The sequence below is a fragment of the Paenibacillus sp. J22FR21 genome, assembly GCF_056269135.1.
On sequence record NZ_JBWDNJ010000009.1, the window covers coordinates 115,393 to 134,476 of the forward strand.

A 19,084-nucleotide genomic window follows, 5' to 3' on the forward strand; every position below is an offset into this window, starting at 1 on the left:
GGCTAACAGATCGTTACAATATAGATCAGCTTTTTTAAAGTCATTCAAAATTAGGACAACTTCCTGATTGTTATCAAGTACAGCAAATTTCATTCTTTCATCCAATAGCAATCAGCTATTTCCTACAGTGTTCTAAATAGTTACTGCTGAAGCGGCTACGGTCTAATATTTGGAGCGGTTTATCCGGATGCTTCTTCCTTATATAGCAGTTAAACGTTTCTCGTGCTGAAGGTTTGTTCTTTCAAAGCATCCGCCTCTAAGAATTCATGCTAGGCGAGTGCAAACTTTAATCCCTACCGACAGCGAGTATTTCATCCTCATTTGCCCCCGATACAGTGGATCCAAGATTCAATTAGTTGCGATGTGCCCACTTGGCATCGCCACCTTTGTACTCTCGGCTCTTGGCCACCGGCTCCTTTTTCATCCTTCTCTTCCTCCGTGGGTTAAGTAGTTATCCAACTCCCAGACATCCGGGAGTTGGAACGTTCATTTTGAAGCTATTTAATGAGGGTATTTCAGCTGCGGGTAACAATGCAAGTTATTGTCCTAAGTCGGCTAACGATATATGCTCTTGTCACTGGCTTTTGACAAGACTCTGGTATTATCACGATAGAAATAGGAATTTCCAAGGACTGCTTTTCTCCAAAAGACATATGCCGGGTATAGAACGCTCCTGCCAGTAGGACCAGATCCCGAGAGCTATAGTTCTCTCTACATGATTAGGTTAGTAGGGGCACTTCGAATCACATGCGATAATGTAGAGGAACGAACAACCCTCTCGATATTCATTTATAGATTAATTTCCCTTTGTACATAATCAAATCCTCTGATTTGATTTCAATCTTACTGCTACCGAGCGCTTTCCCATCCTTGTAGGCGGTTATCTCAAGCATACTCTGTCCCACCGCTTGTGCTTGATCACCTTCTGTCAATGGAGTCCAGTAGATTGTATCGCCTGACTTAAAGGTTATTTCTTTGCCCTGCGATAATACCTTGAAATCCGTACGATTCCAAATTAGCAGTTGCCCTTCTGAGGCTCGAACTTCTATTTTGTCTGCTTCAGTGGATACAATGTTCACTGGAAATCCTGGTACATTGCTCATAAACATTGAATAATTACCGAGTGGGAAAAATACATCAGGTTTTACCTGCAAAGGAGTACCATCTGCCGCATATGCAATAACCACAAACCCACTAAATATTGCAGAAGATTTAGTTTGATTCTCATTGTGAAGGACAAGCGATCCTGTAACAGCAAGAAGAATTATTATCATACAAGAAACGGCGATCATTGCCATTTTACTTCGTAACACTCGAACTAAGGTATGAGGGGCAACTGTACTTGTGTTAGCTTTATGAATAATTGCTTGTTTGATTTCATCATCTATCTTTATTTCGTTCATTCCGTCTAAATACTTTTTACTAATCGTCATCATTAAACCCTCCTACTATTTTTGCTTTCAGCATCTCTTTTGCTCGCTTTAGTTGTGTTCGAACTGTGCTCTCTTTTGTGTTCAAAAGTCCGGCAATCTCTGCTGTTTTGTAGCCTTCATAATAGTAAAGATGAATGACCATTCTATATTTCCGAGGAAGCGTAAGAACTAATGATACGACCTCCATGCTCTCAGGATGATTATTTGGTAGAGGTATCTCTTCAAAAGGTAAAAACCACTTCTTCCAAGGACTCCTGATTAGATCTTTACATGTGTTAATAGTGACTCGAAGAATCCAAGCCTTTTCATGTTCAGTATCGCTAAAGGGACGTTGATGCTTGAAAAGCTTGATAAATACTTCCTGGCACACATCCTGTGCATCCACTAGGTTTCCGAGGTGGGCTAGCGCTAAGCGCAGCACCATCTCAGCATATTTGTTCACCAAGATTTCTAACCGTTCATTCCTGCTTATCTCGTTGCTTTCCAATTGCTCCCCTCCTTCCATCACTAACACGATTGGATGTCTAGAATTGTTTCATTGCACAAAAAAAATTGCTTGTTATCTAAGTTTTAACCAATGCAAAGCACTGACACAACAGTTGGAATAAACAAAAAAAATTTACATGATTTAGTATAGTCCTAATAAAATAGGTATTTATGCATTGGTACAAATAGTGAAAAATATGTTTTAATCATACCTGCACTGAAAATAACAATTGAGATATCAGGACGAATCTCAATAGAAGGGGTTTTTATGAAAAAGGCAACCAGATGGTTAGTTACAACGACGTTATCTTTGACTGCAATTGTAGGAGGCGCTGTATCGGCACAAGCATTATCACAACCCGCAGCTACATATGATGCTGTCGTTATTACTCCAGGAAATTATGCGTATTTAGCAGATGCCACTCCTACTTATAATTGTCTAGCATTCGCATTAGGCAACACTAGTATATGGGAGTGGCCTTGGGAGGAAAACAACCCAACACTTTCTCAAGTAAGCAACTATATGTTGACCAAAGGAAAAAATACTTATGCTTTATCTGAACCAGCCACAGTAGGAATGATTATTTCGTATGGTACTAGTGAGTCTAATATTACACATTTCAGCAAAGTAGCTGATGTCAATTATAGTAATGCGAAATGGGGACAACTCGAAAGATTACAAAGTCTTGGACATAATCCCTATAAAGGCGCTGGACCGTATGGCTACGCAATGAGAAAATATAAAAACTAGTCGAGGAGAATTAAAAAATGAAAAGAATTGCACTAATAATTGCTGCTTTGTTTTCTATGAGTTTTGTAATTACACTTTTTGTTAACGATCATTTTGCAAGTGCTTCAATTGAAGAAAAAGTAGATACTAACATGGTCGCCATTCAAGAAAAAATCAATAAAGAAGTAGAATTAAAAACTGAATTAGCTATGAGCTCAAATCCATATGATTATATTAAAGACAATAAAGATTTTGAGAGTATTGTAGCATTGGGAAATGATGCTCTTCCTGTATTGCAAGATAAAATTGAACAAAGCCCAATTGATGGGCTCCAAGAATATATTCTAGCTATTGCAGTTGAAAAGATTTCAAAAACGGATCTAAAAAGAGACCCTTCAACAGAGTGGAATTCTGCAAAGTTATTTAACCAAAAGTGGAAACAATATTTAAAAAATGTTTCTTCAAAAGTTGATGAGGTTGCCAAATCTTCAAAAACCACCAATGATAAAATTAAAGAACTGATTGAACTAGGTACTCCTTCTATACCATTCATCGCTGATAAGGTAGAAGAAGGAAATGAAGACCTCTTCCCTGCACTCGAAGAACTTACTAAGAATGATAAGGAATTGGCACTTGAAGGAGATGCCTCCAACAAAAAAGAACTGATTTCCAAAAATAAAGAAAAGTTTTCAAAATTAAGGGATTATGTTAATAAGCAATAATAAATAAAAGACCAATTCAGTGATCATCCCCCAGTCAAGTAGACAACAATGAAAAGCTTTTAAGTAGCGACTGCTTCTCGGTATTCTACCGGGGAGCAGTCGTTTAGTTTCAGTGATTATACTCCATGATGTAAGATGCCACGGCATGCTGAAGATCCTTTGGGGTAATCCCAGGTGATTCCCCATATTGGTGAAGACGAAGTAAATGGAACCTTAAGAGCCATAACAATACAAGTTCTTGTCCTAATTCGGCTAACGATATATGTTCTTGTCACTGGTCTTTGACAAGAACATATAAATTTTAAAATGAAAAAGGCCGCAGTTAGCGGCTTCTTAAGCATATATGTTCTTGACTTCCGACACTAACTGAACGGGAATAACGCTGTCAATGACGTTTATCGGGAATGAGGTCAAGTTCTTGTCAAAATCGGGAATGGGATAAAGTTCTTGTCACCCGACAGCAAAAGACGATTGAGCTAATTCAGCTTGATTTATCTAAATCATTTTAGAATTAAAACTTTTCATTTTAGCTTTCCAACTTAAATTCCCAAAAATTAACCCCATAAATATACCTGCAAAATAGTCATAATAATCGAACTGTCTTGCAAAAAAAACTTTTATTATGAGCATAAATATTAGATAAAAGATTTCACCTTCAATTGCCTTCCTTGTAAGATAAACTATTTTGCGTTTAAAGAGTACATCTTCCCTTTTCACTAGTCTCCTTATGCCCATCTCGTCAACTCTCCCATGGTATTAATTAAAATACTCATTTTTCACATTAATATACACATTTACTCCGGACTTTACACCTATTTCTAGTAGGATTCCTCCTAAAATTCCTCTAACAACTTTTATTGAAGTAATATCACTGAACCTAATATTTTTAAATCCGCCCGCATTATCTCTTGCGCCATACAGCAAAGCAAGTCACTCGATCCAATCTAAACATCTCCTTTGCATATCGTCGCGCTCCTAGGGTCTCATCTGAGGGTGTCTTAGCAGGTAACTACTATGCGATCTGACCGAGGAACCGCACTCTCTCTTTATAGGTGTAAAAATCAACCTATCCAATAAACCAGTGTGATCTATTTAACCAGGTCTGTATTTTATACGTAAGACTTGTTCGTATGCAGTAGCAATGAGGACATTGACCGTTGTTTTGGTCGATTTCTTCGATCGGAATCGTTGCAATGTTCAAACGTTTTCCAATACAGGTTCGATGTTGCCCATTATTGAACGTGAAGTGACCACATGAATTACTATATACCATTATGCCGCTCTTGAAGCCATTATCGATTATACTTTTTGCAAGTAGGCGGCAATACATCACCGAATCTTCCGGGAAATCTTCATACTTACTTGAATTGGTAATTATATCGGGAAGTAACATTGTTGACGCTTCTTTATCATTTAACTCAAGAGAACAATTCCCAGTCTTTCTATAATAACAGTCATGTTTATCCATGCGAAAGCAAAACAATTTGTTACGTGGATCAAATGATGTGTCTTGTTCTTTATTGCAATTTTCAGCCATTTATTTGCATCCTTTCATATTAGGTAGCCATATTATTGAACTTCAAACCAACCTTTTATCTGGGTTTTTATCAGAAAATAATAAGATTCTCCAGTGATTAATATAACATTGTGTGTTTTAATGATTTCGAAGACATCTCTGTAGGCCATTGCCTTTCTAATTTTACGGTGGCTTACCTGATAGTACTAAATCAAATAAAGAGATAAGAAGTAGGAGTGTTATATTTGGTATATTTTATGGTATAATTAACCCAATTAATCGAAATTGCCCTTCGCGGAAGCACCCGAAGTCACAGGATACTCCTGTGACTTTTTTCATTTAACTACATGATGTAGAAATTGGAATCGGATTCGGCTGGAAAATTAATTGCGATCAGGATCTATGCTATTTCGCATTTAAAGTTAGATCACCGATGTGGTATCCGCGGGCATCCGGTTAATTGGGCAAATACTTCATACACAAGGAGACAGTATTAGAATGAGAAATTTAAAGTTGATTACAAGTGGATTCATTGCAGGTTCTTTGTTTTTTGGTGGTATTTCATACGCAGCGACCAAATCAGTAAAGATTGATGCATTTTTTGGAGTGAAGTTAATTCAAAATGGGATTGATAAAACTTCAAAAGAGGACGCTCTTAAACCATTTTCCGCAAATGGCCGGACTTACGTGCCTATAAAAGCGGTTGGAGATTTGTTAGGGGTAGATGTCAAATGGGACGGGGCCAACTCTGCCGTTAACATTGGTAAACTTATAAAAGGTACGCCTCTACCACTCGCTAATGGTGAATCGACAGTAAATGAAACGTTTATCGAATATGCCGTTTCGCAGAACCAACAAATGACTATAAACGGAAAGTCCTATGGTTCAAAGGGATACAAAATCTATTCAAAACATAATAACTTTCAAGATACAAACGCGCTTAATTTAACTTTTAACTATAATTTGAATGCACAGTATTCGTCGTTAACATTCGGCATTGGTACGGATGATGAGAAATCAGATGATACGGTCGGCTGCACGGTAACATTCACCGATCAGGCTGGAAGAGTGTTGAATTCTTTCTTATTAAGTAAGGGTTCAATTCAAGAAGCGGTGACACTTAATGTTAAAGGTATCACACAATTGAACATGAAACTTAGCAGACCACAAAACATATCTATTAACACTCAAGTCATCGACCTGATTAATCCAGTATTAAACTAACGCTATAGTAGAAAACAGGATATCTCATTCGAGATATCCTGTTTTCATAAGCCCGTTTCGATGCCTAAATTATTCTGCCAAGAGAGGAATTGTTGCATCAACACTACTTTTATAAATAATAAACGCGGTATTGATTCGCGGACTTCATCCTTCTTAAAAATTATTCTTATTGCCGGCTACTGCGCTGTTCGTTATCGACTCAACATGACTAACGTACGTAAAAACGGCAGACAGACTTTGTATAATGCATTCCATTGATTTTCACAGCAATGGCATTTATATCTTCAATAGGGCCACCATAGTCAGCGATCTCTCCATCCTCGTACTTTACCTGAACAGGCAATTGAGCTAGTTTTGCCCGTTTTAAATCTGTCTCCAATTGTAGTTCTTGACCAACACTGAACATATAAATCGCCTCCTGATGACTTATACTGATTCCAATGAGATCATTGTAGCAAACATTAGTTCCTATCGCTAGATGTCTTGCTAACTAGTAGATCGCAATAATGGCCGTCGGGTTCCGCTGCGTAAGTCTGCACATAATTGTGAAATACGATCAAGCTTTTTGGTTTGAAGGCCTTTACGAAGATATGGAGACCATTCATGTAAACAGGGACGATACTCCAGATTTCATACGATTTAAAATGGAGGACATGAATGACGTTTTCGAAGTCATAATACAACTTCAACCATTGTTAAGAAAATAATTCTACCTGGGGGTAAGTAGCCTAGATAACACATCCGCACTTGTAACGGTTATCCCCCATTCTCTAATAATAGAGGGTAACAACAGGCTCTACGCTGCAGCACTCCAATTTCCGAACACTGTAAAAAGAAACCATGCTAGATGGGCAAATTTGTCCTCTCGCATGGTTCATTTTTATTTGGGGAGTAGTAATGAAACTCGTCATTCGGGCATGTCGTTTAAGCTTCTATAGAGAGTTTAACGGGACTTCCTCTATTAATGATGAGCTGCTATTCCTCACATTCCCAACGTCCTTCGAAACCGGATATTTAATCATTTCAGAATTGGGATAGGGTTTCATGAAGCTCAACACTTTCTCGGTCTCATCGATTTCTGGACTTATCCAGTTCGCAGCATCGGTGCCGGTCAAAATCACAGGCATTCGGTCATGTACGGTGGAAACGAGCTCATTCGGAGTTGTTGTTATGATCGTAGATGACCTAACCTCTTCCCCAGTGGACGGATCCCGCCAAGAATCGTATAAACCGGCAAACCCAAAAACACCTTTTGATTCTAGCTGGAATCGATACGGTTGCTTACTATCGGCTTCCTGTTTCCATTCTTAAAACCCATTGCTCACAACCAGGGCGATTCCGTTTCAGTAAATGTCGGAAAGCCGGCTTCTTTTCAATACCTTCTGCTCTGGCATTGATTGTTTTATATGCAATTTTTGCGTCCTTACTAAAGAACGGAATCAATCCCCATAGATACCCTTCCAATACCCGCTTCCCTTCCCGATTGATGATGCATGGGACTGTCTGGGTAGGAGCTACATTGTAGCGCTTTTTGAATAATCATAATTCACCTCGTCAACGGAGAATGTATCGATAATTTCACTCAGGTCGGCCGCAATCGTGAATCTTCCGCACAAGCAGCATCCCTCCTCACGGGGATATATTTCCCTTAAGAAGCGGTTTTAGTCAATCCATTCATCCCGTTGGACATTTCGTTTTCTGCCCACTTTATGATGTATGTATGTATATGTTATGTATATGTATGTATGTTTTTGTTGTTGTAAAATTTCCAGAAACATACCTTGCATACCGAACATGCGTTTGTAGTATAATAAAGGAACAAATGTTCGTGTGGAGGCGATAATATGCCATCATTACACTCGCAAATAAGCAAATATAAAGGGATGGCCATAGTGATTATTTATCAGGACAGGAACAATCGGATTACCAAGAGACAAATCCTTATACAATCCGTTACCCCTACGCATGTACGTGCGACTTGCCTGGAATCAGGTGGGCTACGGCTATTTAAGATTCACAATATCTTGGCGCATGAGCCGGTGATCCGAAATGCCGGGTAAAGAACGGGTCGTTTTCCTCGCGGATGCACAGTCTTTCTATGCCTCCGTAGAAAAGGCTACTCACCCCGAACATGCGAATAAACCTGTCGTAGTAGGAGCTGACCCAAGTCGTAAATCAGGGATTGTGTTAGCTGCTTGCCCGATCGCTAAATCCTTCGGTGTTTCTACAGCTATGCGACTAGGTGAGGCTCTTGCAAAGTGTCCTCAGCTCGTCGTAATTCGGCCGCGGATGCAAACGTATATCAGCGTATCGCTGCTCATTAATCAGATCTATAAGTCATTTACACCGCTTGTAGAGACGTTTTCGATCGATGAGTCCTTCCTTGATATCACAGGTTCAATCGCACTTTACGGTTCGCCACTTGAGATCGCCAGTCAAATGCAAAGCAAGGTGCTACTCTCAACCGGTGTATGGACCCGGGTTGGCTGTGGTCCAACCAAGATTCTGGCTAAGACAGCAACGGATAATTTCGCTAAGAAACACCCTGAAGGATTTTTTACACTTAATTTCGACAATATCGAGTCTGAATTATGGCCATTACCGATAAGCAGCATGTTTATGGTCGCCTCCCGCATGACAGCGCACTTTATTCGTATGGGAATTCATACGATCGGCGACCTGGCTAGGATGGAACTGCATGATTTTAAGCGGAGAATGCGGCAACGGATGGGCAAACAGAGTGACATTAAAGCCATTTATTACTGGCAGACAGCGCGTGGTATCGACCCTAGTCCCGTCGTTCCTGGAGCGTTTGGGAAGCCCAAATCGATTACTAGAGGACGCGCCTTACCGTGGAAACTATACCAAACCTTACCCGAAATTGAACCTCTGCTACTCGAACTCGTCATTGAGGTATGTCGAACATCTCGGCATCACAAATATAAAGGCAGGAAAGTCACGGTTAGTGCTGGTACGACAGATGGCGTTAAGACAAGCGGCTTCAGCCGGCAAATTACATTAGATAGTTCTAGCTGCTTGGAGCATCATATACTAGCTGCTGCGCATAAGATTTTCATGTCTCATTGGGACGGAAATCCTTTGACCCACCTTGGGGTGGATATTTCAGAGCTATCAGACAACAGCGTGTATCAGCTGGACCTTTTTGAGGATTTACCTCGTAAGCTCGAACTTGCCGCAGCAAAGGATAAAATCAAGGATCGGTACGGTGAAGCGGCTATTCTAAGCGCAGCATCGCTCCTGAAATCTGGCCAGGCGCGTGACAGGGCTCGAAAAATTGGAGGACACTTTAAATGAGTAAATTTCTAGAGGGGAATGGTCGTTGGGGCACTAAGTTTATATCGCCCGAACATCGTGATCAGCTTAACGAGCAAACCAATCCGGATAGATCAATACAAAAGGTGCCGCAGAATTTGTTGATAATGGTACGTGACTCCGTACTTCTGCCAATAATGATGACAGTGGTTGATAACAATCGTCTTGAGATCGAGAGGTCAAACTTTGCCTTGAAAAGACTTTACGCGGCATCTGCAAATCATCTGATAAATATCATCCATGCAGATTTAGTAAGAATCCGCAAAGAATTGAGAGAAAATCAAATTAAAGTAATTGAGGACGAGCGAATCGACGACGCCGTGCACTATAAATTTTTCTATCGTGGTTATGAGCATAAGTTTGCTTTGATGAGGTTTTTAGTAAGGTCAGAAGTCAGTACACGAATAGGTAAATATATCGCTCAATTCGAAAAACATCTCGATGAGGTTAAAAATACGTAATGAGTCTTTGAATAGATACAGGCATCAAAAGTTAAAATAAAAAGCCGGCGTGATGACTCCTCCGGCTTTTTAACATATAAACTGGATTTGATCCAAAGCTGATTGTCCCCTGCTGCCATTGACTGACGATCATCTAGAACTCATGCTTGTAAAGCATGTACTGGAGCGGGTGTAACGAATTCCTCGAATATTGGCGATCTTAGCTTTCCATCTTTAGTGACGCATTGAAATTTGATGCGGCATGTAAAGACTGATGATTTCAAGAAGATCCAATCTTTGTTTTCCCCTTTGACTATTTGCTTTGAGATGGAATGAAAAGCCCGAATTACGTCTTTATGCGGCGGGAATTCTAAGACGCCAACATACTTTCCCTCCAACTGTAATCCCCATCCAAATGAACCCTTTCGGATCGAGGATATCTGGCAATTCGCATATTGATAAGCTTTTACTTTCACGATCACATCATGTGGTCGGGAATCTAGTCTGTAGGTTGAATTACCGTTGTACTGAACGATCCCTTCTAACCCATGCCTTTTCGCGTTCAAGAAGAGCTGTTGGCCATCATCATACAATGGAGTGACTGTTAATATATCAGACGGCGGAACGATCGCCTGCAGCAATTCGCGGCGCTCCAGAAACGTCTTCTTCATCACAGACTGGCCATCTATCCATAATACATCCCAGACGGGGAAATGAGCCTTTAAGGTCTTGCAGATTTGTTTAACGGCAGCCGGCTTCTTTGTGTTAAAACGAGCCATAGCATCGTCCCAAAAAAGTCTATTTGGCTGGTCGGATGGTTGCGTGAGATCGAATGCAATGCACTCGCCATCCAAAATTGCGTTCTTCGCGTTTATTTTAATTTGTTGGAGTTCCGGAAATCGATCCGTTACCTCTGTACCATGTCTTGTGAATGCTCTTACATTCCCCAAATCTATATGCAGAATGATACGAAAACCATCCCATTTCAAACTCGACTTCCAGTCCTTCTTAATTTCAGTAGGTTGTATAGGTTGTAGTAGCATTGGCTTTATTGGTTCGTTTAACATATCAAAACCCTCCAAGTTGACATTAGCACGGAGGGCTTATCAATGGTATATGGAAACAATGGGCTTTCTGCACAAAATTACATCTGTTTTGTGAAAATTATGTAGTAGTAGTCAGTGAAAATAACATTGTAGACTGCGGGCAGGCGTTGTTTAATAAAGATATCCAAAAAAGGATTAAAGACAAACTCAATTACCCATGTTTGTCTTTAATCCTTTTATTATATTATGCTATTAATCAGCATAACCATTATCTTTAGAAGTTTTGTAACTATAAGAAATAGTTTCTTTTGCTCCATCACTGTAGATTACATCAATTGCAGTTACTTTAATTGTTTCCAGAGCTGACTGGTAAGTGAACAGTTTGAATACGCCCATTTCTTCATTAGGCTTAACTGGTCCAACATATTTAATTTCAAACGAGCTTTCGCCAGTCATGTCATCATACGACGGATCACCGACTGCATTAAAAGTCTTCACTTTAACTGTATAATAGTTAATTGTTTTACCAGTTAGATTCTTAAAAAATAGGCTCATTGTGATTCCATCTGCTGAATTTACATTGTAGTTAAAGGTTGTTGGTGCACTCAATTTCCCTTTTCCAGTACTACTAGTAGCGTTTGTAGATGTTGAGGTGTTTGGTGCAGCTTTTCCAATAGTCAAAGTTTTAGTTGATTGATTCCAACTGACATTAGTTCCTAAATATTTGCTGATAACACTAACCGGAACATAGTTTGAACCATTTATTACTTTGACTTCTTCATTGACACTTTTACCATTAACAATCAATTTTATGCTGTTGGCAGCATATCCAACCCCAGAGAGCAACATGCTTCCTAGTACGGCTCCAACAGAAATATCTCTTACTGTTTTCCAATTCATTCTATTTCCTCCCTTATATCTCTCAGGGTATCATTATTCTACAAAATAGGTATAATTTCCTTCTATTTCAATGTGTTTTTTAAGCACAAACATCATGCAGCGTGGAGTAGGTAGTTTATCCCACTCAAACTGTGGAGACGATTTATGGGGTTCGTGATGGTAGTGCAGGTAAAATAAATTTTCTTCTCTTCTTCTTCCAGTTTCCGCTGCCATTTGTGCAACAGTTTTTTCAGCTAGCTCAACCTTCTGCTCTTTAGCATATGTAACACCTTTGTTGTATAGCTCTTTCTCTTCTTTCGTAAGCTCTGACGAATCAACTACATCTTTACTTAGTTCTTCATTGTACACTTGCTCTTTGATAGGCGTATTGTTGCAAGCTTCCCCCTTAACGGTATGCATAGAAAGAGACGGCCTTTAGAAGCACCGTCTTATTTCCATTAGATGCATGCGGTTTGCTTTATGGTCGTACATCGATGCGTACACTGTTTACAGGGTCAGTAACTACAAGAATGAAAAGATGATCGACTTGATAACCACCAGCTACAACTTTAATTTCATCTTGTGGAAAGCCAGATGGATAATTGCTGAATACGAACGTAAACCAGACACCTACTGATGTCTTCTTATCAGGGAAGGTCTGTAGATTTATATTTCCTATTGATCTCGCCCAATTTTCAACTTGACTTTTTATATAGGAGAAGTTATTAATGTATCTACTATATTCGTTAAAGTCCATTGAGCCGAATAGATATATCGTTCCATTATCCACTACTGAAGTCCATGTACCTAAAGAGAGTGTAGTAATATTAGTAGGTATATTGAATACGTTTTCGTTCAATGCTTCAGTGATGATTTTCCTTACCTCTTCGTCTGAAATACCAACGTTGCCTCCAACAGTATTGGTAGGCAATGTGGTTTGAATAGAATTTGGGAAAGCAGCGACAGCTATTTGATTAAATGATTTGCCTGCTACATCTTGCAGTAAAGCAGTAGCTTCATTAATTGAGATAGCGAAATTCAAATCCGCATTACTATCGTCGATGCCTGCACTTGTTATGCCAACGAGCTGCCCTTTCGTATTAAAAAGTGCACCACCTGAGCTGCCATGATCTATAGGGACACTAATTTGTATGTAGTCAATATTACTCTCTGTAAATATGTTGCTTACATTACCTTCAGAAACAGTGTTTTGAACTCCTCTAGGACTCCCTATGGCTACAACCTTGTCTCCCTTAGCTAGTTCTGTTGGATCGCCTATCTCAACAGCCTTCCAGACATCATAATTTACCCTTAGCTTGATAATTGCTAAATCAACGCTCTTGTCAGAAGAAACAACACCAGCAATCTCATATGTACTGTTCTTGATGTCTCTTACTGTTCCGCTTGTAGCACCTTCGATTACGTGATAGTTTGTCAGAAATAATCCGTGGCCTAAGCTAACTGCGCTTCCCTGTCCATTGTCCATCTCCACCATTACTACATTCCCATCATTCTTTGCTGTGTTCTGCTTTGTTGTAAGCTCAGATGTTGTAGTTGGCGTTGTTTCTACTGGCACAGAAGGCTCAGGTTGCTGATCTTCAAGAACCAACGTAGGGTGTGGTGAATCAACATAGATTGCTTTTGCTGCTTTATCTACCTCAAGGTTACACTGCATTGCCTCACCGACAAACCTTAACGGTATGTAAGTAATATTGTTGATTATTTCAGGAGCTACAGGTATTGCTTGAATCTTGCCATTCAGGAAGGCTCGCTTTGTTCCAACAGTCAAATTAATTGTTGTCGTTAAGCTAACAGCAGCAATGGTCTTGTCTTTCGGGTTGTAGAACACTTCGAAGCCCATAGCTTTTAGCAAGCTTTTAAAGGGAACAATTGTAGAGCCGTTTTTCACTATTGCGTTTGTAGCGACTACTTTTCCATCTAGTATTACTGAATAAAAAGTTGTTGATGCGACAGTAGCAGCACTTACATTGCTGACGCCTAGAAACATAAATGCGAGTAGAATGATGGCGATAAAAGATTTTCTCAAATTAGTCCATTCCTCCCCTATAAGATCACCTTGAATTTGATAAGTTGGAAGCAGATATGGATGAAAAAAATGCAAACAAATGTCCTTCAGCGAAATGCTTCTCTACTCTTCTAGTTTTCAAAAAAATGGTATATTTATAATAATCCGACTTCACAATTATAATTCGAAATACCCATAAAAGGTGAATAAATAAACCGACAAAATGACCTACTTAATTGTCGTATAATATCGGTAAATGTCATATTTAGAATGTATGATGGTGGGCGTAACCCGATTCCCTTGGATTGTCTTGAGACTGGCCGCCGCCATTTGCTCCGACAAATAAGTTGAAAGGCTTGTTAAGCTGTAAATGAGCGTATGGATTGCAAATGTCTCATACAGCTCCAAGTGCAGCAGTAACTTGAAAAAGATTTTTGAAGCCGGCAGCTAAAGAAGGAGCGGGATGTGAGTGACTTTGTTGATGTGGTATTTGAGCCGATTGATTCTGACGAGGTTTAAGATACTGATCCTGCCTTTTGGCTTAATGAAAAACGGAGCAGCTGCCGCCGGCATCTGCTCCTGTTCGTTCAACTTTCGTTAATAGATTTCAAGTAAGACAATAGGTTACTCAAGAAGACCAAGATTGGTGCAGAGCCGCTCAATCTTATTCTTCAAGAACATGTAGTTTCTTTTTTTGTTTTACGACGGTCTAGGATAATTGTTGGCAAGAAAGCTATGGCTAAAACAAACCCAACTAATCCTATCACCCAAAACTTCACATCTTCCCAATACAGTCCATTACTCTCATTCAATGCGGCCTCTAAAGCCTCAGGGCCAGAAATGAAATATTGTACATGTTCCTACAATGAGAGCAACCATAATACCAACCACAAATAATAATAATTTAATTGGATTCTCCATGTTGTTATCCCCTAAATAGTTTATTTTTAGCTTCAGTTCTCGTTATATCTAGTCCATTGATCAGGAAACACATATTTACCATTACATACCTTGACGACCACAGCATCATCCTTCGGATCGATAACACGAATGACGGCGTGTGAATGTTTGTTCAGCTCACAGAAATTAAAAATATCTTGTATTTCAATTAATTTTACAGGAGATCCGTATCGTTCTTGTTCGTCATAGCAATAGATATGGTATGTTCCGGGTTCATCACTATCTGGTTCGTCCTTTATTGAAGAGGAGTCAAAAACGTTTTGGTTTGTACCTTTCGATGGATGCTCTAGAGGGTTACTTTTTGAATAATCCGGACCTTCCCAGTAGTAGGCACATGGACCACACTCCCGTGTGGCGTACCAGTAGCCGATTGAACCATCGTACTCCCACTCTTCGATTTTATTTAGACAATTACAATTGGTTTTCATGTTCGGTCTCCATTAATCTGATATTTTTTCTATGGAAAGGGTCCTCTTTTAATATTTCATCATTCTGAGTGCAGTTACGGTACTCTTGCTGATCTGGATATCGTCATCGTCTAGGTGGAAAAAGTTTTCGCTGTAATCTTTAGGGGATGTCTCTACAAGGTGAAAAAAAGTGCTTTTCTGATTGTCATATGCGTCAAGGCGATACATTACAAATGTCCCTTTGTAGACAATCCGCTTATAGGGAATCGGCGGCAGAATTTGTGCGTATAGTTCGTCCATTTGAAGTTCGAAACTTACTTCGTCCAGCTCCCGATAATTGAACAGCTTTAGTTGCTTCACATCAGACAATGCCGGTCTTTGACTCACTCTACCGTAAAATGTAATGATGTTCATGTGATCCCCTTCTTGCTCGTAAAAGAATACGATATCGTTGTCGATAAGGCCGCAGTCCTTTGATAAGAGCTCAATTCTGCCGAGGCGAAAGCACATAATCGATAGCAGGTCGGCAAGATCACCATCAGAGACGTTCGACGGACCCACGCGAGTATCCCAGCGCTTGCGTGCATGGTATGAGAGCTTCAGCTGCTTAATACCGGTTTTTTCAATTATCCGGAGATTCCGATCGCAATTTGTGTTGAGGGCTTTAATATATGCCTCGACATATGCAATTTCAAGGTCGTTTGGTAGGAATTGAAACGTCATTTGCTCAATGACTTCGACTCGCTTTCCGCCTCCACGTTCCATGGATCGAGACATGTTCTTTTCCTCCTTTAGCGTTAGTCTGTATGCAGACTAAGCAACCTCTTGGTCTGATTCGATCACGCAGCTCGAAAGCCCTTCACTCATAATAATTAGATTTAATTCGAATTTTTTAAGTTGATATCCTGCTTTATGCAGCAACTTCAGAAGTGAGGATCGGAGCATTTTGGGGTGATTCTCCCGGATCAACGTAATGGCCTCTTGATCAACACGCGGCACGTTGTTGTTGATGATACCCTTGATTTTCCTCTTCCGCTCTTCGCTGACTTCCGAATCCGGCTTTATGGAGTATTGTTCTACTTTTACGGCATACATACCCTTTTCAACCTTCACGAGAATGCCGAGTTCTACCATACGTGTAATCGTATTGCGGAAATAACGGCTTTTTTTCTGGATTTGTTCCCGTATGTGATGTAGCTCGTGGCCTGCTTTTATAGCTTCGACAATCTCTGCTTCAAGTGCTCTCAAATGGATCATAAAGATTCCTCCTTATATTATTGGTTTCATTTGGTTAATCCTAGCACGACATAGAGATGCTTTCATTTTTTTAAATACCTAGATTAAGCGGCGTTAAAAAAAAAGCACTTCTGGGCAGGATAAATCCTGCAACCAGAAGTGCTTCTTCGGTCTGTTCCGCTCATATGAATCGCTATTTCTAATTATCTGTTTTATAGAAGTTCGTGTCAACAAAATTCATTTATGTTATCGAAACAATACCGAATATTGTTTGGTTCAAACAATTAAGGCATGTTATGATATTAGTAAATTAAGTTAGCTTGAGGGCTCGGAAGCACCGCAGCCTGGACGACGCAATTCGTCTGGGATTCGGTGCTTTTTTTGTTGCTTAGACAATTAAGCCTTATCATATTTCCATCATTCGGAGAGAGCGTTGGGTGAAAACAATGAATGTGGAGTACGAGTCTGATCAAAAATGGGATTATTCAGAAGTTATAGGCGCTTACAATCCCGGTGTAATCGCGGATATCCAACTCCTGATCAGGGTTATCGAAGAAAAGGATTCATATACTTGGTCGCACTCAATCAACGTAGCCAATTACGCATACAGTTTGGCAGAAATGTTTTCACTAAGCAGCGAGCTCAAGGACATAATCTATGTGGGAGCCTTGCTCCACGATATTGGTAAAATTGAGATCCCCGATCTAATCCTGAAAAAGACGAGTACCCTTTCGCCTGATGAATGGGCGATCATGAAGTCACATCCGAGAGTCGGGTACAATGTCCTCAAAAGTTATGATCATTTGATGAGACTCGGGATCTCAGATATCGTTTTGCACCATCACGAACGATATGATGGTAAGGGGTATCCCGATGGATTAGCTGGAGAAGAAATCTCTTTGGCAGCGAGGATCGTGGCAGTGGCTGATTGCTTTGATGCAATGACTTCAAAGAGAGTCTATCGGAACGCCATGGATAGAGCTACAGCTGCGAATGAGATATTAAATAATGCGTACACGCAGTTTGATCCACAAGCAGCCAGGCTATTTGTAGATTTCATCTCAGGAGATCATATTCAATCTCCACCGTACCATCTTCAACGAGCTCTACTGCTCCGAAGACAAAAAACCTCTTAGCGAATATGCTAAGAGGTTTTTTTTAGTCTATAGGTGGCGGCAACAAATCATTTAAAATAAGTGGAATCCTCGGTAGTTCGGACTCTTCAAAGTTTTTCTGTGTGCGACATATCAGATTTTGTTCTCCGGGAACTTTATACTTTAGGTATTCTAGCGCAATCATGCCCTTGTCATAGTTCGAGGTTTCATGATCGGCCTCCGTTTCCTCTGTTGCTTTCTTGAGTTCCAGAATAAATAGTTCGAGCTTCCCTGAAGCTTCATAGTATTTCGCCTTCAAGTATCTTGTTTTTGCATTATTGTGCCTTAAACTGTACATTGCCTCAAGTAGTTGTTTTGATCGTTCTAAGTTTCCCGTAACTATGCTCTGCTCGATCGTTGAATTCCATATTTTATGGTACAAAGGGTTTTGTTTGCAGGTTTCCCCGCAAGGATGATTTCCTTCTATAATGATATTCTCTAGCGCTTTCAATATCCCATGGTATTCCTGGGGCCTCTTCAGTATAAAGGCATGCTGCGCTAAAAGCGCCTTTGTTAAGAGCTTGGTGTTGTTCTTTAGGCGGAAGTCCCTAATTGCATCGTATAGACAAATTTCCGACCCGCGCCAGTCCGCACGATAGAAAAGGATAATGGATTTGAGGTATTTGATATGTGACTCAAGACCAAGTCCATCGGAATTTGAAAATTCTAGTGCCTTTTCGGCCATAGTGTTGGCTGCCCAATATTGGAGCGATGCAGTATAAAAAATGGCTAGGTTATAATAAATAATTCCCTTGAAACGATCAAAATGAGAAGGTTCATTCTCATATCCAGTCATGAGATCAAGTATCTTCTGGCTCTTTCGGATCGCAGAGCCAATCTCATCCATCTCATACAAAGTGCAAATGGAAGCGATAATCGCTTCTAGCATCGTTTTATTTGCTACTTTTTCGTAAGCGTTCAGAGCTTTTGCCTCAAGCTTCTCATATTGGCGCAATGCATTTTGTTTATCACCAGTGAGGCGGGAGTAGTCCCCCTTTGCCTTTAAGAGAAGCGGATAGTATTTATTATCTGGACTAATATCCGTATCAAGATTACGGATCATCTCGGAAACTTCGTTATAACGGCTAAGCAAAAGATAGCTGCGGATAGTTTCGATCTCCCGTTCAATTCGTTCGTCGTCTGGGGCATCCTTTTCAGTTGACGGGTTTAGGAGATCCCTTTGAGCAACACTGAGGGCTTCCGCGATTACTCGGATATCTTGAAGTTTTACTTTTTTATACTTTCCATTCTCGATATAGCTTAATTTAGATTGAGGTATTTTGGTCACTGAAGAAAGTTCAAATAGATTTATGTCCTTCTGATTCCGTACACGCTTTACGGCTTCCCCAACTTTCATGGGATCATATTTTTCTGGAGAAATTACTTGGTAGCGTTGAGAACTCACTGCCGATTGCCTCCTTTCTGAAAAATTTCCATATAGGACTATTATACTAACTGTATGAAATTAGGAGAATAGCTAATATATGAACTT

General features: G+C 40.0%; 18 protein-coding genes and 1 pseudogene. 6 read left to right on the forward strand and 13 right to left on the reverse strand.

The annotated features are described in order from the left end of the window. Nucleotides 1-785: 785 nt before the first annotated feature. Both AC0YNS_RS26575 and AC0YNS_RS26580 read right to left on the reverse strand, forming a co-directional pair. Nucleotides 786-1,436, reverse strand: a complete 651-nt coding sequence (locus tag AC0YNS_RS26575; protein ID WP_475783954.1) for a hypothetical protein — start codon at nt 1,434-1,436, stop codon at nt 786-788. Continuing rightward, the gene (locus tag AC0YNS_RS26580) at nt 1,423-1,920 is read right to left on the reverse strand and encodes an RNA polymerase sigma factor (protein ID WP_475783955.1); all 498 of its coding nucleotides are present in this window, start codon (nt 1,918-1,920) and stop codon (nt 1,423-1,425) included. Before AC0YNS_RS26580 ends, AC0YNS_RS26575 begins: the two co-directional genes overlap by 14 nt. Before the next feature lie 267 nt (nt 1,921-2,187). Between AC0YNS_RS26580 and AC0YNS_RS26585 the strand changes: the two genes are divergently transcribed. The 3 genes from AC0YNS_RS26585 (at nt 2,188) to AC0YNS_RS26595 (ending at nt 6,111) form a co-directional block, all read left to right on the forward strand. Further along, nucleotides 2,188-2,670, forward strand: coding sequence for a DUF7689 domain-containing protein (locus AC0YNS_RS26585; RefSeq protein ID WP_475783956.1), 483 nt, complete (start codon nt 2,188-2,190; stop codon nt 2,668-2,670). 17 nt (nt 2,671-2,687) lie between these two features. After that, entirely contained in the window at nt 2,688-3,371 is a 684-nt protein-coding gene (locus tag AC0YNS_RS26590) for a hypothetical protein (protein ID WP_475783957.1), read from the forward strand. Nucleotides 3,372-5,385: 2,014 nt separating this feature from the next. Then, nucleotides 5,386-6,111 carry a stalk domain-containing protein gene (locus tag AC0YNS_RS26595; RefSeq protein WP_475783958.1) on the forward strand — a complete coding sequence of 242 codons (726 nt, stop codon included), beginning with the start codon at nt 5,386-5,388 and terminating at the stop codon, nt 6,109-6,111. Nucleotides 6,112-6,319: 208 nt separating this feature from the next. Here AC0YNS_RS26595 and AC0YNS_RS26600 read toward each other — a convergent pair whose 3' ends face one another. The 3 genes and pseudogenes from AC0YNS_RS26600 to AC0YNS_RS26610 all read right to left on the reverse strand — a co-directional run bounded on the left by AC0YNS_RS26600 (nt 6,320) and on the right by AC0YNS_RS26610 (nt 7,602). Next, the gene (locus AC0YNS_RS26600) at nt 6,320-6,517 is read right to left on the reverse strand and encodes a hypothetical protein (RefSeq protein ID WP_475783959.1); all 198 of its coding nucleotides are present in this window, start codon (nt 6,515-6,517) and stop codon (nt 6,320-6,322) included. A 526-nt stretch (nt 6,518-7,043) separates the two neighbouring features. After that, nucleotides 7,044-7,406 (reverse strand): annotated as a pseudogene (locus AC0YNS_RS26605) (SOS response-associated peptidase); the annotation flags it as partial. After that, nucleotides 7,396-7,602 carry an SOS response-associated peptidase family protein gene (locus AC0YNS_RS26610; protein WP_475784038.1) on the reverse strand — a complete coding sequence of 69 codons (207 nt, stop codon included), beginning with the start codon at nt 7,600-7,602 and terminating at the stop codon, nt 7,396-7,398. The pseudogene AC0YNS_RS26605 and the gene AC0YNS_RS26610, both read right to left, overlap by 11 nt. 558 nt (nt 7,603-8,160) lie before the next feature. Here AC0YNS_RS26610 and AC0YNS_RS26615 point away from each other — a divergent pair. Next, entirely contained in the window at nt 8,161-9,426 is a 1,266-nt protein-coding gene (locus tag AC0YNS_RS26615; protein ID WP_475783960.1) for a DNA polymerase IV, read from the forward strand. Next, nucleotides 9,423-9,905, forward strand: a complete 483-nt coding sequence (locus AC0YNS_RS26620; protein ID WP_475783961.1) for a YhjD family protein — start codon at nt 9,423-9,425, stop codon at nt 9,903-9,905. The genes AC0YNS_RS26615 and AC0YNS_RS26620 overlap by 4 nt, the downstream gene beginning before the upstream one ends. A 140-nt stretch (nt 9,906-10,045) precedes the next feature. Here the strand turns inward: AC0YNS_RS26620 and AC0YNS_RS26625 are convergent, their stop codons facing one another. The 7 genes from AC0YNS_RS26625 to AC0YNS_RS26655 form a co-directional block, all read right to left on the reverse strand. Beyond that, on the reverse strand, nt 10,046-10,951 hold the full coding sequence (locus AC0YNS_RS26625; RefSeq protein WP_475783962.1) for an ATP-dependent DNA ligase: 906 nt from the start codon (nt 10,949-10,951) through the stop codon (nt 10,046-10,048). A gap of 231 nt (nt 10,952-11,182) precedes the next feature. Continuing rightward, a complete protein-coding gene (locus AC0YNS_RS26630) occupies nt 11,183-11,830 on the reverse strand; it encodes a stalk domain-containing protein (RefSeq protein ID WP_475783963.1) in 648 nt (215 codons plus the stop codon). Nucleotides 11,831-11,863: 33 nt separating this feature from the next. Further along, nucleotides 11,864-12,229, reverse strand: coding sequence for a hypothetical protein (locus tag AC0YNS_RS26635; protein WP_475783964.1), 366 nt, complete (start codon nt 12,227-12,229; stop codon nt 11,864-11,866). A gap of 58 nt (nt 12,230-12,287) precedes the next feature. After that, the gene (locus AC0YNS_RS26640) at nt 12,288-13,856 is read right to left on the reverse strand and encodes a trypsin-like peptidase domain-containing protein (RefSeq protein ID WP_475783965.1); all 1,569 of its coding nucleotides are present in this window, start codon (nt 13,854-13,856) and stop codon (nt 12,288-12,290) included. A 932-nt stretch (nt 13,857-14,788) separates the two neighbouring features. Beyond that, nucleotides 14,789-15,223 carry a hypothetical protein gene (locus tag AC0YNS_RS26645; protein WP_475783966.1) on the reverse strand — a complete coding sequence of 145 codons (435 nt, stop codon included), beginning with the start codon at nt 15,221-15,223 and terminating at the stop codon, nt 14,789-14,791. 48 nt (nt 15,224-15,271) lie between these two features. Next, a complete protein-coding gene (locus AC0YNS_RS26650) occupies nt 15,272-15,979 on the reverse strand; it encodes a hypothetical protein (protein WP_475783967.1) in 708 nt (235 codons plus the stop codon). 36 nt (nt 15,980-16,015) lie between these two features. Beyond that, nucleotides 16,016-16,459 carry a hypothetical protein gene (locus AC0YNS_RS26655; RefSeq protein ID WP_475783968.1) on the reverse strand — a complete coding sequence of 148 codons (444 nt, stop codon included), beginning with the start codon at nt 16,457-16,459 and terminating at the stop codon, nt 16,016-16,018. Nucleotides 16,460-16,884: 425 nt separating this feature from the next. On the opposite strand from AC0YNS_RS26655, the gene AC0YNS_RS26660 reads away from it, so the two are divergent. Beyond that, the gene (locus AC0YNS_RS26660) at nt 16,885-17,574 is read left to right on the forward strand and encodes an HD-GYP domain-containing protein (RefSeq protein WP_475784039.1); all 690 of its coding nucleotides are present in this window, start codon (nt 16,885-16,887) and stop codon (nt 17,572-17,574) included. Between the two features lie 22 nt (nt 17,575-17,596). On the opposite strand, the gene AC0YNS_RS26665 is transcribed toward AC0YNS_RS26660, so the two are convergent. Further along, entirely contained in the window at nt 17,597-18,997 is a 1,401-nt protein-coding gene (locus tag AC0YNS_RS26665) for a helix-turn-helix domain-containing protein (RefSeq protein ID WP_475783969.1), read from the reverse strand. Nucleotides 18,998-19,084 lie beyond the last annotated feature (87 nt).